Consider the following 14,277-nt stretch of genomic DNA (forward strand, 5'->3'; position numbering starts at 1 on the left):
GGTAAGGGGAGGACTAAATTATGCGGAAACACCTGCTTTCATTGGCGATCATCGCGGCCTTGGGCGCACCAGCATATGGTGCTGTTCTCGAAGGCAACGCACTCTATGAGACGCTGTTCAAATCGGGCACGCTCTCGCAAATGGAAGAGGGCGACAAGCTGGTCTACAGGCGCGAGGTGACCAACAAGGTCAAGCCAGAAACGGCCGCAAGGGACACCGGAAATGTCGTCCTTTCGCTCGAACAGGGCGACGCGTTGATGGCGAACCTTGAGTTTCGCCAAGAGGAAAAGCACCGCAATCTGGGCAGTTTTCCAGCCAGCATCGGAAATCCGATGATCATGTACTTTGCGGAAACGGTTGCCCGCGACATGGCCGAGACGGCGGGCGGCAGCCCATTCTATATCCGAAATCGTTTGAAAGAGGCGCTCGTGGGCGCAGCAGAAATGGTGGAAGGTCAGGCCGATCTGGATGGTGCGGGCATCGCGGTCAAAACAGTGGTGATGCGGCCCTTTGCCGATGATCCGAACCGGGACCGGATGCATGGGTTCGAGGATCTGGAACTGATTGTTGCGATGTCGGATGCCGTACCTGGTTGGTACCTGTCGATGTCCGCCGTGACGCCGCCCGAAAGCGCTGTTGGCTACCGTTCTGAAACTCGCTTTGTCGCGATCGAGGATGCGGAATGAGAGGCCTTGCGCTGCTGCTGGCTTTGGCCGCGCTGCCTGCCTATGGGCAGAGCGTGGCCGATCGGCTGAACGATTATCCAACGGCGGCGCGGGCGGACTATGTCTTTGCTTGCATGGCGTCAAATGGGCAGACCCGCCAAACGCTTGAGAAGTGCTCCTGTTCAATCGACCAAATCGCGACGATCCTGCCATATGCCAAGTATGTCGAGGCCGAGACCGTCATGTCCATGCGCCGGACAGGCGGCGAGCGAATGGCGATCTTCCGGAGTGCGGCCTCTGCCTCGGCTCTGGTGGCGGATCTGAAACGCGCGCAAGCCGAGGCAGAAGTCATCTGTTTTTAATCAGCTGCCCGACTTGGGTAGCACGTTGCGCCAGATGTTGCCTTCGGTGTCGGTCGCTGTGACCACCAGCGCATCTTCGCCATTGTCTGTGTAGATGAACCGGAACACGGGATTTTCGCTGATCGAGATCCCGCCCTCCATGGAAAACAGGGGCGTGTCACCTTGAGACACTTCAATCTCGCTCAGGAAATGGGCGGGAATGAATAATTGCGTGAGTTGGTCGCGCTGAAGCCCCGAGTAGTTGGGATGGCGGATCATAATCTGCGCTTCGCGGCGGTTGTGGTCCAAAGGCTCGAACTGCCGCAGCTTCATCTGGCCCATGTCGACTTTGGCCATCTCTGGATCGCGCGTCGCAGGGGCCGAGCACCCGCCTGATGCTTTGACGTAGCCGCCATCCATTGCCAGCCCGTTTGGCGTTTTTGCCAGCACGCGCACGTTGGAGTACTGGTTCACACGCACGCGCAACTCGAAATCCAGCGGCAGCATGTCTTGGCCAAAGGTAAAGGTCCCTGCCACTGGTGCTGGATTTTCGTCGACCACCACGGTGGCGGCAGTGACAGCCATCGCGGGATCAGTTTGCACGATGCGGATCGGGACGGTACCGGCGTCTTGGGCGCGGGCAGGCGTTTCGACCCGGAACATGCCATCTGCCGCGAGCGGCGTCATTTCACCGATGACATCCGCTTGCAGATCAGTCCACGTGGGACTGTCGCGCATTGGATTATCCTGAGCGGTCGCGGGCATGGCGATGGACAAGGCCAACGCAGCGGCTAGGCAACGTGTGATCATTCGGGCTCCTCCTTGGGGCGAAGTATGCCAGATCAGCCATGCGTTTCTCATACCGCCGAAAGTCTGTGTGGTGCGGGCGGCGGTCCCCGCGGACCCTTGTTTCCAAGGGCCAAAGGAGGCGCAGATGTTTGAATTGATCGCTACTGTGTGTGTGGCAGGGGCCTGTCACGATCAGCTGGTTCCAGGCTTCGAGGCGGAAACTTTGTCAGGATGCCAGAGCCTTGCCGCAGAATGGCAGAGCGATGTGGAAGCTTTCTGTCAGCCCGCAGGCCCCGCTCTGTCGCTGACAGAAATCGCGTCGGATGTGTACGTGCATATCGGGGAAATCGCTGAGCCAAATCCCGAAAATAAGGGGGATGTGGCGAACCTTGGGGTGGTTGTGGGCCGCGATTCAGTCGCCGTGATTGATTCGGGCAGTACGCGGAAGGTGGGCGAATCGCTCTGGCGGGCGGCGCGTCAGGTCACGGATTTGCCCGTGCGCCACCTTATCCTGACCCACATGCATCCCGACCATGTTCTCGGCGCTTCGGTTTTTGCCGAAGCTGGTGCGCAAGTGGTTGGGCGAGAGGGTTTGGCCCGCGCTCTGGCAGACCGTCAGGACAGCTACATGCTTCGGATGGGCCAAGAGGTGGGGGCGGCACAGGTCGCAGGAACCGCGTCGCCCGAAATTGATCTAGAGATTGTAGACCGGATGGAACTTGACCTTGGGCGCCGGCGTCTGGTGCTACAGGCATGGCCTTTGGCACATACCCCGACCGATTTGACAGTGCACGTGCCGGATGCGCGCCAGCTGTTTGCGGGGGATTTGTTGTTCGATGACCATTGCCCGTCGCTGGATGGGTCAATCTCTGGCTGGCAAGCGGTGCTGAACGATCTGATCGCGATAGATGTGGATCACATGGTGCCCGGACACGGAGAGGTTCTGGATTGGCCGCCGGATAATTTGCCGCTGGATCGGTATCTGACAGCGTTAGAGGCCGAAACCCGCGCAGCTCTGGCCGCAGGCACGCGGCTGGATCAGGCCGCTACGACCGTTGCGCAAGAAGTGTCCAAGGAATGGCACCTGTGCGAGACCTTCACTCCGCGCAACGCGACCATCGCTTACACGCAGTTGGAGTGGGAATAAGCCCTACAGCGCTGCGTTCTGCAGTAGATTGGCCAGCGCAAACAAACGTTTTTCTAGCAGGACAGGGGATTCGCATAGGTAAGTGACGGATTGCTGGCGCTCGCGGTAGATGCGGTCGTCCCAGTCGAGCTGCTCTTCCAAGGCGTCTACGCGGTCATAGTCCGGCTCTGGCTGGTCCATCAGACGGTCCATTTCCGAGCGTGTTTCGTCAATCCGCTCGGCCAGCTTGATCTGTCCGGTCGAGACATTGCCGATCCCGTTGATAATGCGGGTGCGCCGCTTGCCGACGGTGTCAAAGACCTGCGTAAAGACCGCCTGCATCAAATCCCGTTCTGCACCATGAGTTTGGGCGAACGCGGTCACCATCTGACCTGCGGTCTCCATATCCACCCGCTGCAACGACAGGGCAGCGGCCAACGCCTTGACCGCGCTTTCCTGAGAGTCGGTTAGGGTAATCTCTGGTTTGGGATCGGGCCACATCAGACCGACCGACAAACGCTCGACCTTGCGCTGGATGCACGGCCAAGTCGGGTCGGAAAAGTCCGCAGCCAGAGCCTGATTTGTCGCAACTGACAAAGCCAGAGCCATAGAAAGATTACATAAAATCTTCATGTAGTACCCCCTCCGCGTTTGGACTATGTGCTACTTAAGGGTTGCATGTCTATGCAGACCTGACACCAACCATCGTATGCATTGAGTGAAATGCAAACTGCTCAGCATACTTGGATCAACCCGTGTGTACCGCGGAATACTAACTCAAATTCATGGAGACTATGGATGCGAACCCGTGCCGCCGTTGCCCTTGAGGCAGGCAAACCCCTCGAAATTATGGAAGTCGAACTCGAGGGCCCCAGAAAGGGAGAGGTTCTGGTCGAGATTAAAGCGACCGGCATTTGTCACACCGACGAATTCACCCGCTCGGGTGATGACCCCGAAGGTCTATTCCCCAGCATTCTCGGCCACGAGGGTGCCGGTGTGGTTCTGGAAGTCGGCGAAGGCGTCACCACGCTGAAGCCCGGCGACCATGTAATCCCGCTGTATACGCCAGAGTGCCGCGAATGCCCCAGCTGCCGTTCGGGCAAGACCAACCTGTGTACTGCGATCCGCAATACTCAGGGTCAGGGCCTGATGCCCGATGGCACCACCCGTTTCAAAATGCTGGATGGCACCCCGATCTATCACTACATGGGCTGCTCGACCTTTGCGAACCACACCGTCATGCCCGAGATCGCTCTGGCGAAGGTCCGCGAAGACGCGCCGTTCGAAAAGATCTGCTACATCGGCTGTGGCGTTACCACCGGCATCGGTGCCGTGATCAACACCGCGGGCGTCGAGATCGGCTCGACCGCAGCGGTTTTCGGTCTGGGTGGTATCGGTCTGAACGTGATCCAGGGCCTGCGCATGGCAGGTGCGGACATGATCATCGGTGTCGACCTGAACGACGACAAAGAGGAAATGGCCCGCAAGTTCGGCATGACCCACTTTGTGAACCCGTCCAAGATCGAAGGCTCGGTCGTGCAGGAAATCGTCAACCTGACCAAAAAGGGCGACGATGTCATCGGCGGTGTGGACTACTCGTTCGACGCAACCGGCAACGTCAAAGTCATGCGTGACGCGCTGGAATGCTCGCACCGTGGTTGGGGTGTGTCGGTTATCATCGGCGTTGCGCCGGCTGGTGCCGAAATCAGCACCCGTCCGTTCCAGCTGGTCACCGGCCGCGTCTGGAAAGGCACCGCATTCGGTGGCGCCAAGGGCCGCACCGACGTTCCCAAGTTCGTTGATTGGTACATGGACGGTAAAATCGAGATCGACCCCATGATCACGCACGAGCTGACCCTCGACGAGATCAACGAAGGCTTTGAACTGATGCACGCGGGCAAATCTATCCGCGCTGTCGTGAAGTTCTAAGGTTGGGGGACGAGATGGAGGTCGTATCGGAAAATAGAAGCTTCGGCGGCCGCCAGATCGTCGCGAAACATCCCTCTGACGCTTGCGGGTGCGACATGACCTTTGCGGTCTACTTGCCTCCGCAAGCCGAAGAAGGTCCAGTCCCGGTGCTTTGGTATCTATCGGGGCTGACCTGCACGCACGAAAACGCCATGAGCAAGGCTGGCCTGCAGGAACATGCTGCCCACCATGGTCTGGCAATCGTCTATCCCGATACCTCGCCGCGCGGCGACGAGATCGCGAATGATGAGGCCTATGATCTGGGGCAGGGCGCGGGCTTCTACGTGAACGCTGTCTGCGATCCGTGGAAAGCTAACTTTCAGATGTATGACTATGTCACAGATGAGCTTCGGGGACTGGTCGAGCGAACGTATCCGGTGACAGACCGTCACGGTATAACAGGGCATTCAATGGGCGGCCATGGTGCCCTGACGATCGCGATCCGCAATCCGGACCGCTACCATTCCTTGACGGCTTTTGCGCCGATCACGAACCCCACCTGCTCGGATTGGGGGCGCAAGCAACTGTCGGCCTATCTTGGCGACGACGAGACGTCTTGGACGAATTACGACGCCACGCTCCTGCTAGAGGAGCATGGTTGGAAGGGCGATATCCTGATTGATCAGGGGGCTTCGGACCAATTTCTGGACCTGCTCAAGCCCGAAAGCCTGTCAGCGGCCATGGCGCGCCGCCGTCAACCGGGCGAGTTCCGCATGCAGCGGGGCTATGACCATTCGTACTATTTCGTCAGCACGTTCGCTGGCGAGCATGTCGCATGGCATGCGGAACGGCTGATTTAAAGGAAGTTACTCATGTCCAAACGGGTTTTTGTCGCAGCACTTCTACTCTCGGTACCGGCCCATGGGGTTATGGCCGAAGGCGACCCCGCCAAAGGCGAGCCAGTCTTTAAGAAGTGTCAAGCTTGCCACGCCGTGGGGGAGGACGCCAAAGCGAAAACCGGACCCGTTTTGAATGGCATTGTCGGCAGCGAAGTCGCTGCTTCGGAGAGGTATTCCTACTCTCCGGCGATGCAGGAGTTTGCCGAGACCGGGGTGACCTGGACGGTAGAAGAACTGGACGCATTCCTCGCAAAACCGCGCGAGCATGTGTCGGGAACAAAGATGTCTTTTGCAGGTCTGCGCAAGGAGCAAGAGCGCGCAGACGTGATCGCATATTTGGGTACGTTTACCAAGTAACAGACCCATGGGGATCATAGGGCCCCATCACAAGAAGCTCGCGCCCAGAGGAGGGAGAGGTCGCTGGACGCAGGCACCAGTCGGGAGAGGTGTGCCCGATGACCAGAGGGCGGGGATGGCCCGTCAATCAGGGAGGAAAACATGAAAAGCCTTAAGTACTTAACATCAGTATTGGCGATTTGCTCGGCGACAGGCGCGCTGGCAAATGCCGATCTACAAAGCCAGATCGACAACCCCGCGCAGTGGGCGATCCAGACTGGCGACTACGAGAACCAGCGCTATTCGGAACTGGCTCAGATCAACGCGGACAACGTTGGCGACATGCAGGTTGCGTGGACCTTTTCGACCGGCGTTTTGCGTGGTCACGAGGGCTCGCCGCTGGTGGTGGGAGACGTGATGTACGTCCACACGCCATTCCCGAATACGGTCTACGCTCTGGACCTGACGCAGGAAGGTAAAATCATCTGGAAGTATGAGCCCAAGCAGGATCCGAACGTGATCCCTGTGATGTGCTGTGACACCGTAAACCGCGGCGTGGCCTATGCGGATGGTAAGATTTTCTTGCATCAGGCGGACACCACGGTCGTTGCGCTGGACGCGAACACGGGCGAAGCGCTGTGGTCGGTCAAGAACGGCGATCCCAGCAAGGGCGAGACCAACACCGCGACCGTCATGCCGGTCAAGGACAAGGTCATCGTTGGCATCTCGGGGGGTGAATTCGGTGTGCGCGGCTCTGTAACGGCCTACAACATGGAAGACGGCAGCCTCGCATGGCGCGCCTATTCGATGGGTCCGGACAGCGACATCCTATTTGATCCGGATACCACCACCCATCTTGGCCAGCCCGTTGGCGCGGACTCTGGCACCAACACATGGGAAGGCGATCAGTGGATGATCGGTGGCGGCACCACTTGGGGCTGGTATTCCTATGATGCCGAAGCTGATCTGATCTACTACGGCACCGGTAACCCGTCGACTTGGAACCCGGCGCAGCGTCCTGGTGATAACCGTTGGTCGATGACCATTATGGCACGCGACCCCGATGACGGCATGGCCAAGTGGGTCTACCAGATGACCCCCCATGACGAGTGGGATTATGACGGCATCAACGAAATGATCCTGACCGATCAAGAGATTGATGGCGCGATCCGTCCGCTGCTGACTCACTTTGACCGGAATGGTCTGGCCTACACACTGGACCGCGTCACCGGCGAGCTGATCCTTGCAGAGAAGTTCGATCCTGCCGTGAACTGGACCACGGGCGTCGATATGGACCCCAATTCGGAGACCTATGGGCGTCCCGCAGTGGTGGCCGCGTACTCGACAGAGCAGAACGGCGAAGACGTGAACTCGACCGGTATCTGTCCGGCGGCTCTGGGCTCCAAAGACCAGCAGCCCGCGTCCTACAGCCCCAAGACAGAGCTGTTCTACGTACCCACCAACCACGTCTGCATGGACTACGAACCTTTCCGCGTGAGCTATACCGCTGGTCAGCCCTATGTGGGCGCGACATTGGCCATGTACCCGGCACCGGACAGCCATGGCGGCATGGGTAACTTCATCGCGTGGGACAACATCGCAGGCGAGATCAAGTGGTCCATACCTGAGCAGTTCTCGGTCTGGTCGGGTGCTCTGGCTACCGCTGGCGACGTGGTGTTCTACGGCACGCTCGAAGGTTACCTGAAGGCCGTTTCGGCTGACACCGGCGAAGAACTGTACCGCTTCAAGACCCCCTCGGGCATCATCGGCAACGTGATGACCTATGAGCAGGCGGGCAAGCAGTACGTCGCGGTTCTGTCGGGGGTCGGCGGATGGGCTGGCATTGGCCTTGCGGCTGGTCTGACCAACCCGAACGACGGTCTGGGGGCTGTGGGCGGCTACTCGGCGCTCAGCGACTACACCGCTCTGGGTGGTCAGCTGACCGTGTTCACCCTGCCTGACTAAGCGATCTTTTTGATCCAAGGGAGCCGGCCGTTTGGCCGGCTCCGACCCCCGAAAACTTAAGGATAATATGATGATCCGACAGGGTTTTTCTCTGGTGGCACTGACCACCGGTCTGATGGTTGCGTCTGGTGTCTGGGCTGAATCTGGCTACACAATGGACGACCCGAACATCGCCGTCTCCTACGAGGAAGATGGCCGCTATTTCACCGAAGATGACGTTCCGACCTTTAACGTCACCGACGATGGCAAGGTTGACTGGCTGACCTTCTCGGGCTTTCGCCGCTATCACTCGGAATGCCACGTCTGCCACGGCCCCGATGGCGAGGGGTCGACCTACGCGCCCGCGCTGAAAAAATCCGCGCTGGACATGGATTACTACGACTTCCTCGACGTGGTGACGAACGGGCGGCAGCGGGTCGATGCTGCAGATAATTCGGTCATGCCTGCCTTTGGTACCAACCTGAACGTGATGTGCTATCTGGATGACATCTATGTCTACCTCAAAGCCCGCGGCATGGAAGCTGTGCCACGCGGTCGTCCCGGCAGCAAAGAAGCCAAATCCGATGCTATCCGCGAAGCTGAAAATGCCTGCATGGGAACGTAAATCTGCCCTCAAGGTTCTGGCCGTGGCGCTCTGCGGGCTCTTGCCCGTCAGCGGCGCCGCGCAGACCTCGGATCTGGTGTCGCACCATGCGTTCCGTGTGTGCGCAGATCCGGCCAACCTGCCGATGTCCGACGATCAGGGCAGGGGATATGAGAACCGACTGGCAGAGCTGTTTGCGTCAAAACTGGATTTACCTGTGGAGTACGAGTGGTATCCGATGGCCACGGGCTTCATCCGCAACACGCTCAAGGCGGCGAAGTGCGATGTGGTGATCGGGTATGCCCAGGGGCATGAGATGGTTCTCAACACGAACCATTACATGACCTCTGGGTTTGTTCTTGTCGCGCCTCGGGATAGCGACTTGTCCAGCGTCAGCGGGCTGTCTGATCCCGCGCTGCAGGGCAAACGGATCGGTATTGTGGCAGGCACTCCGCCCGCCACGCACATGGCGCGCTACGGCCTGATCGGCAAGGCCAAGCCCTATAACCTGACCGTGGACCGCCGCTACGAGAGCCCCGTGGTCAACATGCTCGAAGATCTCAAGGCCCAAGAAATTGACGCCGCCATTCTGTGGGGGCCGCTTGGCGGGCCGTTGGTGAAATCCGATTATCCTGGGATGACGGTCCTACCTCTTTTGGGGGAAACACTGCCGCCCAAGATGTTCTATCGCATCACCATGGGCGTCCGTCAGGGAGAGAAGGTCTGGCAGCGCAAGCTTAACTCGCTCATTCGTCGTCATCAGGATGAGATCAACGCCATTCTAATGGAGGCGGGTGTGCCCCTGCTGGATGCGCAGGGGCAGACCTTGCTGGAGCTCCCCCAGTGAGGTGGCTATGGGCGGCTCTAATGTCCGGCTTGCCCATGGTTCTCCTCGCGCAGGTGGCCGAGCCCGAGGGCTACCGTACCCAACAGTATCGGGCTGCAGTTCCGTCAGAGCTTTCTGGCGGGACTGTCATCACAACCCCAGAGGCCGAGGCGCTCTGGCGTGAGGGGCAGGCGTCTTTTGTCGATGTGCTGCCCCAAGCGCCCAAGCCTGCCAATCTGCCAGAAGGCACGATCTGGCGCGACAAACCCCGCCACTCTATCCCCGGCGCGATCTGGCTGCCAAATACTGGTTACGGCGCGTTGGCGGATGTGACGCTCGACTATTTCCTTTCGGGATTGGACGCCGCGAGCGGTGGGGACAAGGCGCATCCTCTGGTCTTCTTTTGCTTAGAAGAGTGCTGGATGTCTTACAACGCTGCGCGCCGTGCGCTGGAGTTCGGCTATAAGGATGTCAGCTGGTATCCCGATGGCACCGACGGCTGGACGTTCTTTGACCTGCCGACCGAGCAGATCAAACCCTTTCCCGAGGAGTAAGGGGATCAGGGTCGGATAAACCGCCCAAACGCCCGTGGCCCGTCCGCTGTCGGGTAGGTCGCAATGATGCTCTGGCTCTCTGGATCAATGACTTGGATGGTATTGTCGAACCAGTTTGCAATCACGATATCCCCGTCAGAGGTTGTATCGATCCCCTCTGGGTATTCGTTTGTGGCGATCTCGTTCAGCGGAGTCAGAGTTTGCAGGTCAAACAGGCTCAGCGTGTTGGCGTATTGGTTGGTCGCGAAGCCGACAGCGCCCGCAAAGGCGATCCCGTAGGGCCGCTCTCCCACCGGAATGGTCGCAATCACCGATCCAGCCTCTGGGTCAATGACGCTCACATCATTCGTGCCTACATTCCCAACGAACAACCGACCGTCTGCATGAAACCGTAGACCATAGGGGCGCACGCCGGTTTTGACACGGGCCACGACCTCGAGTGTGTCTGTGTCAAACAAAGAGACCTTATCCCCATCGCGGTCGGCACTGGCCAGAAGCCTGCCGTTCGCCGAGATATCCAACCCTGCAGGCGCGGCGCCGGTCTTCAGCGCGCCCAACACGCTCAAATCTTGGCCAGATAGCACCCAGATGCGGGCGTTGTACCAGTCGGACACAAAGAGCTGATCGTGCGCAGGATCATAGGCGATTCCCGTCGGCCCGCCGTCCAGCACGATCTCTGCCAGGACAGCGCCGGTTTCGGGGTGGTGACGCCGGACGGTCTTGGCCTCCGGCGCAACCGTATACACGGCTGTTTCCGACACAGCGATCCCCGCCGGTTGACCGGGTAGCGGCCAGCGCGCGATTTCGCGCCCTTCGTCCAGATCAAAGACACTCAGCGCCTCGCCGTTCTGACAGGTGATGTAGGCGATATCCCCAAGCGCGGGTAAGGCGGCGCATCCCAGCGCCGCCGCCAGTTCAAGAACCCGGCGCACCAAATTTCTCGACCAAGGCATCAAGACCTGCCTGATACACTCCGCTGACTGCGGCAATCGCGGCTTCGTCGTTCAACTCGGCAGGCGGATCGTTGTTCGGGTAACCACGATAGAAGGCCCCCTTCCACTCGATCTTGGAGCCACCGCCATCGCGGGGCGTCACCGTCAGATGGGATGAGTAGTTGGTGACAGGTAGGACCTCGACCTTCACGTCGGTGATCCGGTAGGAATAGCTCATCTTGGTGGCGTCGTACTTGTACAGGATCTCGTCGATCGTCGGACCGCCTTCTTCGCCAAGCACCAATTGGCGCGTGGCATCAATCTCGTTGCCGCCGTTCCCAGCGGTCGCATGTACCGCAGGGTGCCATCCCATGTCCTGAAAATTGCCGATCGCGGCCCAAACATCTGCGGGCTCTGCGGCGACTTCGGTCGTCAGTGTGACCTTCTGGCGCGTGGGCCCGTGGGCATAGGCCAACCCGGGCAGTGCAGCCAAGGCGACCGCGCCAAGGAATAAGCGTCGTTTCATTGGGATCCTCCCCTGTCTTCTGTGAAGAACGTTGTTTTCAGGATGTACCGCATGCCGCGCTGCCAGCTTTCGTCCGTGTTGTTCCGGATATCGACCACACGGCCTTTGACCATGGTGCCCGTCGCGGCATCGCGCATCTGTAAATTCATGCTCAGGATCAGGTTCGAGACCTTCTGAACCTCGCCGACCAGGGAATAGTCTGCCCCCAGCTTGGTCGCCATGCGCGTGTCGCAGCCATAGCACTTGGCGGGGTTCACGGTGGCGTCGATCTGCTCTTGCACAGGGGCTAGATCGACTAAGTCGTACCCGTTTTCGGTAAAGCGCTCGCGCACCATTGCCTCGAGCATGTCGATCCGCGCCATCTCTGCTGGGTCTTGGCCCAGTTCAGCAGTCTGCAAAGAGCTGTCCAGAAAGGTGATCCCGAAAAAAGCCACGCTCTCAGCGCTTTGGGCAGAAGAGCCAAAGCCGAGCAGGGTTGTCAGGATCAGTGCGGTGTTCCGTAGCATACCGCCATCGTCACGCGGGACGGGGGTTGCTGCCAATTGCTCCGAAAGTATCGGTAGCGAGCCGCGCCGCCGCTCTGACAAGCTGTTGGTATGCGTCGGTATTCAGTGACGTGAACGTGTACGGAGGTGGCATGCGCAGACAAACGGGAACATGGGCTGTGGCCTCTGCGATTCTGCTGGCCGGACTGGCACCCGCGGCGGCGGTCGAGGTGACCTCTGCTGTGTTGCGCGTGGACTATCAGACACTGCTGCCGATCTCGCGATATGACCTGAAGCCGGATGATTTGGGCTTTGCCGGTGCGGCGCTCGCTGACGAAGATAACAGCACCACGGGCCGCTTTCTGGGGCATAACTATGAAACCCGCACTCTGAGCGTTCCCCCCGAAGCTGCCGCCGAAGCCGCTGTTGAACTGGTCGCTGGCGGCGCGCCTTATGTGGTGGTCATCGCCAATGGGCCCGACATAGCGGCCATTGCGGATGCAGTGGCTGGGGCAGGTGGCATCGTTCTGAATGCGGGCGCCGCTGATAATAGCCTGCGCGGCGCCGAATGCCGTGAAAACCTGCTGCACATCGCGCCGTCCAATGACATGCGTGCGGATGCCGTGGCTCAATTTGCCATGTGGAAAAAGTGGCCGCGCTGGGTACTTGTCGAAGGCTCCAATCCCGCCGATCAGGAATTGGGACAGAGTTACGAACGTGCTGCCCGAAAGTTCGGCGCCAAAGTGGTCGAGACCCGCACATTCGAAGATACCGGCGGCACGCGCCGGACGGACTCGGGTCATGTCTTGGTACAGCGCCAATTGCCGACTTTTATGCAGGACTTGCCGCGCCACGATGTGGTCATGTCCGCCGACAACTCTGACTACTTTGCGGCGTATCTGCCCTATCATTTGTGGGATCCACGGCCCGTTATGGGGTCGGCTGGATTGCGCCCGGTGACCTTTCACCCCGCGCACGAGGCGTGGGGTGCGACCCAGTTCCATACTCGGTTCGAAGACCTAACGGGGCGCTATGTCCACGAAGAGGATTACGAGGTCTGGCTGGCCCTGCGCGTCATCGGAGAGGCAGTGACTCGAACCAGCAGCAACGATCCGGCGGTCCTGCGCGACTATATTCTATCGGATGACTTCGAACTGGCCGCGTTCAAGGGGCAGAAGGTCACCTTCCGCGATTGGAATGGTCAGATGCGCCAGCCGATCTTGCTGTTTGACGACCACATTACAGTCAGCGTCAGTCCGCAGGATGGTTTTCTACACCAGATATCCCCGCTCGACACCCTAGGGCAGGACCGTGCCGAAAGCGCCTGTGCCGCCTTTGATTAACCCTAGATGGAGACCTTAGTGAAACCTTTGCTTTTGACGACTGCCCTCGTGATGGCCGCTACCTCGGTCGCTGCCAACCGCGCCTTCGTGTCGAACGAGCGGGGGAATACAGTCACCGTGATCGACACAGAGACGTGGCAGGTCGAGACAGAATTTTTTGCTGGAAATCGCCCGCGCGGGATCACCGTCAGCCCTGATGGGACTTTGCTGTATGTCTGTGCCTCTGACGATGATCAGGTCAAAGTGTTCAGCACTGAAACCTTCGAGGAACTCTATAGCCTGCCATCTGGTCCAGATCCTGAGCTGTTCACTCTGCACCCGTCGGGCAATCCGCTGTATATCGCGAACGAGGACGACAATCTGGTGACTGTGACAGACACCGAAAGCCACACGGTTCTGGCGGAAATCCCTGTGGGGGTCGAACCCGAAGGCATGGCGATCTCTCCGGACACCAAGTTCGTAATTAACACCTCGGAAACCACGAACATGGCGCACTTCATCTCGACCGAGGATTACGAGATCAAACACAACATCCTCGTCGATCAGCGGCCGCGCTATGCCGAGTACACGCCGGACGGCAAGCGCCTGTTCGTGAGCTCAGAAATCGGGGGGACTGTATCGGTCATCGACATTGCAGACGACGGCACGCCGACCCTGAACAAGAAGATCGGGTTCGAAGTCGCTGGCGTGCTGCCGGAATGGCTTCAGCCTGTGGGGGTCAAAGTCACGTCGGACGGTAGTCGGATTTTTGTTGCTTTGGGGCCGGCGAACCGCGTGGCCGTCATCGACGGGGATACGCTCGAAGTGCTGGACTACATTCTGGTCGGGCAACGGGTGTGGCAGATGGCCTTTACGCCCGACGGCGCGCACTTGATGACCACGAACGGCAACTCCAACGACATCACCGTGATCGACGTGGCCAAGGAAAAGGCCATTCAGTCCATTCAGGTCGGCCAGCAGCCTTGGGGCGTGGTCGTCACACCGAACTAATTGGGGAGA

At 59.3% G+C, this 14,277-nt stretch carries 17 protein-coding genes; 12 read left to right on the forward strand and 5 right to left on the reverse strand.

The window, feature by feature from the left end; all coding sequences use genetic code 11:
- The first annotated feature begins 20 nt into the window (after nucleotides 1-20).
- A complete protein-coding gene (locus BM225_RS01385; RefSeq protein ID WP_092463693.1) occupies nucleotides 21-686 on the forward strand; it encodes a hypothetical protein in 666 nt (221 codons plus the stop codon).
- On the forward strand, nucleotides 683-1,027 hold the full coding sequence (locus tag BM225_RS01390) for a hypothetical protein (protein WP_072706163.1): 345 nt from the start codon (nucleotides 683-685) through the stop codon (nucleotides 1,025-1,027). The genes BM225_RS01385 and BM225_RS01390 overlap by 4 nt, the downstream gene beginning before the upstream one ends.
- On the opposite strand, the gene BM225_RS01395 is transcribed toward BM225_RS01390, so the two are convergent.
- Entirely contained in the window at nucleotides 1,028-1,816 is a 789-nt protein-coding gene (locus BM225_RS01395; RefSeq protein WP_072706164.1) for a quinoprotein dehydrogenase-associated SoxYZ-like carrier, read from the reverse strand. It lies immediately after the preceding gene.
- A 124-nt stretch (nucleotides 1,817-1,940) separates the two neighbouring features.
- Here BM225_RS01395 and BM225_RS01400 point away from each other — a divergent pair, with 124 nt between their 5' ends.
- Nucleotides 1,941-2,942: a quinoprotein relay system zinc metallohydrolase 2 gene (locus tag BM225_RS01400; RefSeq protein WP_072706165.1), complete on the forward strand. Its 1,002-nt coding sequence runs from the start codon at nucleotides 1,941-1,943 to the stop codon at nucleotides 2,940-2,942.
- 3 nt (nucleotides 2,943-2,945) lie between these two features.
- On the opposite strand, the gene BM225_RS01405 is transcribed toward BM225_RS01400, so the two are convergent.
- Nucleotides 2,946-3,554: a hypothetical protein gene (locus BM225_RS01405; protein WP_072706166.1), complete on the reverse strand. Its 609-nt coding sequence runs from the start codon at nucleotides 3,552-3,554 to the stop codon at nucleotides 2,946-2,948.
- Between the two features lie 165 nt (nucleotides 3,555-3,719).
- On the opposite strand from BM225_RS01405, the gene BM225_RS01410 reads away from it, so the two are divergent.
- The 7 genes from BM225_RS01410 (at nucleotide 3,720) to BM225_RS01440 (ending at nucleotide 9,992) form a co-directional block, all read left to right on the forward strand.
- Nucleotides 3,720-4,850, forward strand: coding sequence for an S-(hydroxymethyl)glutathione dehydrogenase/class III alcohol dehydrogenase (locus BM225_RS01410; RefSeq protein WP_072706167.1), 1,131 nt, complete (start codon nucleotides 3,720-3,722; stop codon nucleotides 4,848-4,850).
- A gap of 14 nt (nucleotides 4,851-4,864) precedes the next feature.
- Nucleotides 4,865-5,689 carry an S-formylglutathione hydrolase gene (fghA, locus tag BM225_RS01415; RefSeq protein WP_072706168.1) on the forward strand — a complete coding sequence of 275 codons (825 nt, stop codon included), beginning with the start codon at nucleotides 4,865-4,867 and terminating at the stop codon, nucleotides 5,687-5,689.
- A gap of 12 nt (nucleotides 5,690-5,701) precedes the next feature.
- Nucleotides 5,702-6,085 carry a c-type cytochrome gene (locus tag BM225_RS01420; RefSeq protein ID WP_092463696.1) on the forward strand — a complete coding sequence of 128 codons (384 nt, stop codon included), beginning with the start codon at nucleotides 5,702-5,704 and terminating at the stop codon, nucleotides 6,083-6,085.
- 141 nt (nucleotides 6,086-6,226) lie between these two features.
- Nucleotides 6,227-8,029 carry a lanthanide-dependent methanol dehydrogenase XoxF5 gene (xoxF5, locus tag BM225_RS01425; RefSeq protein ID WP_072706170.1) on the forward strand — a complete coding sequence of 601 codons (1,803 nt, stop codon included), beginning with the start codon at nucleotides 6,227-6,229 and terminating at the stop codon, nucleotides 8,027-8,029.
- Between the two features lie 67 nt (nucleotides 8,030-8,096).
- Nucleotides 8,097-8,633, forward strand: coding sequence for a c-type cytochrome, methanol metabolism-related (locus BM225_RS01430; protein WP_072706171.1), 537 nt, complete (start codon nucleotides 8,097-8,099; stop codon nucleotides 8,631-8,633).
- Entirely contained in the window at nucleotides 8,614-9,459 is an 846-nt protein-coding gene (locus tag BM225_RS01435) for a substrate-binding domain-containing protein (RefSeq protein ID WP_072706172.1), read from the forward strand. The genes BM225_RS01430 and BM225_RS01435 overlap by 20 nt, the downstream gene beginning before the upstream one ends.
- Nucleotides 9,460-9,479: 20 nt before the next feature.
- Entirely contained in the window at nucleotides 9,480-9,992 is a 513-nt protein-coding gene (locus BM225_RS01440; RefSeq protein WP_072706173.1) for a PQQ-dependent catabolism-associated CXXCW motif protein, read from the forward strand.
- 5 nt (nucleotides 9,993-9,997) lie between these two features.
- Here the strand turns inward: BM225_RS01440 and BM225_RS01445 are convergent, their stop codons facing one another.
- Genes BM225_RS01445 through BM225_RS01455 form a run of 3 tightly spaced genes read right to left on the reverse strand, consistent with a single transcriptional unit; the run spans nucleotide 9,998 to nucleotide 11,956 of the window.
- On the reverse strand, nucleotides 9,998-10,924 hold the full coding sequence (locus BM225_RS01445; RefSeq protein ID WP_245780391.1) for a YncE family protein: 927 nt from the start codon (nucleotides 10,922-10,924) through the stop codon (nucleotides 9,998-10,000).
- Complete coding sequence (locus tag BM225_RS01450) at nucleotides 10,908-11,450, reverse strand: SRPBCC family protein (RefSeq protein ID WP_072706175.1); 543 nt, start codon at nucleotides 11,448-11,450, stop codon at nucleotides 10,908-10,910. The genes BM225_RS01445 and BM225_RS01450 overlap by 17 nt, the downstream gene beginning before the upstream one ends.
- Nucleotides 11,447-11,956, reverse strand: coding sequence for a DUF3280 domain-containing protein (locus BM225_RS01455; protein WP_072706176.1), 510 nt, complete (start codon nucleotides 11,954-11,956; stop codon nucleotides 11,447-11,449). Before BM225_RS01455 ends, BM225_RS01450 begins: the two co-directional genes overlap by 4 nt.
- A 131-nt stretch (nucleotides 11,957-12,087) precedes the next feature.
- On the opposite strand from BM225_RS01455, the gene BM225_RS01460 reads away from it, so the two are divergent.
- Both BM225_RS01460 and BM225_RS01465 read left to right on the forward strand, forming a co-directional pair.
- Complete coding sequence (locus BM225_RS01460; RefSeq protein WP_072706177.1) at nucleotides 12,088-13,278, forward strand: ABC transporter substrate-binding protein; 1,191 nt, start codon at nucleotides 12,088-12,090, stop codon at nucleotides 13,276-13,278.
- Nucleotides 13,279-13,296: 18 nt separating this feature from the next.
- Complete coding sequence (locus BM225_RS01465) at nucleotides 13,297-14,268, forward strand: YVTN family beta-propeller repeat protein (RefSeq protein WP_072706218.1); 972 nt, start codon at nucleotides 13,297-13,299, stop codon at nucleotides 14,266-14,268.
- Nucleotides 14,269-14,277 lie beyond the last annotated feature (9 nt).

Source organism: Donghicola eburneus (assembly GCF_900115865.1).
GTDB lineage: Bacteria > Pseudomonadota > Alphaproteobacteria > Rhodobacterales > Rhodobacteraceae > Donghicola > Donghicola eburneus.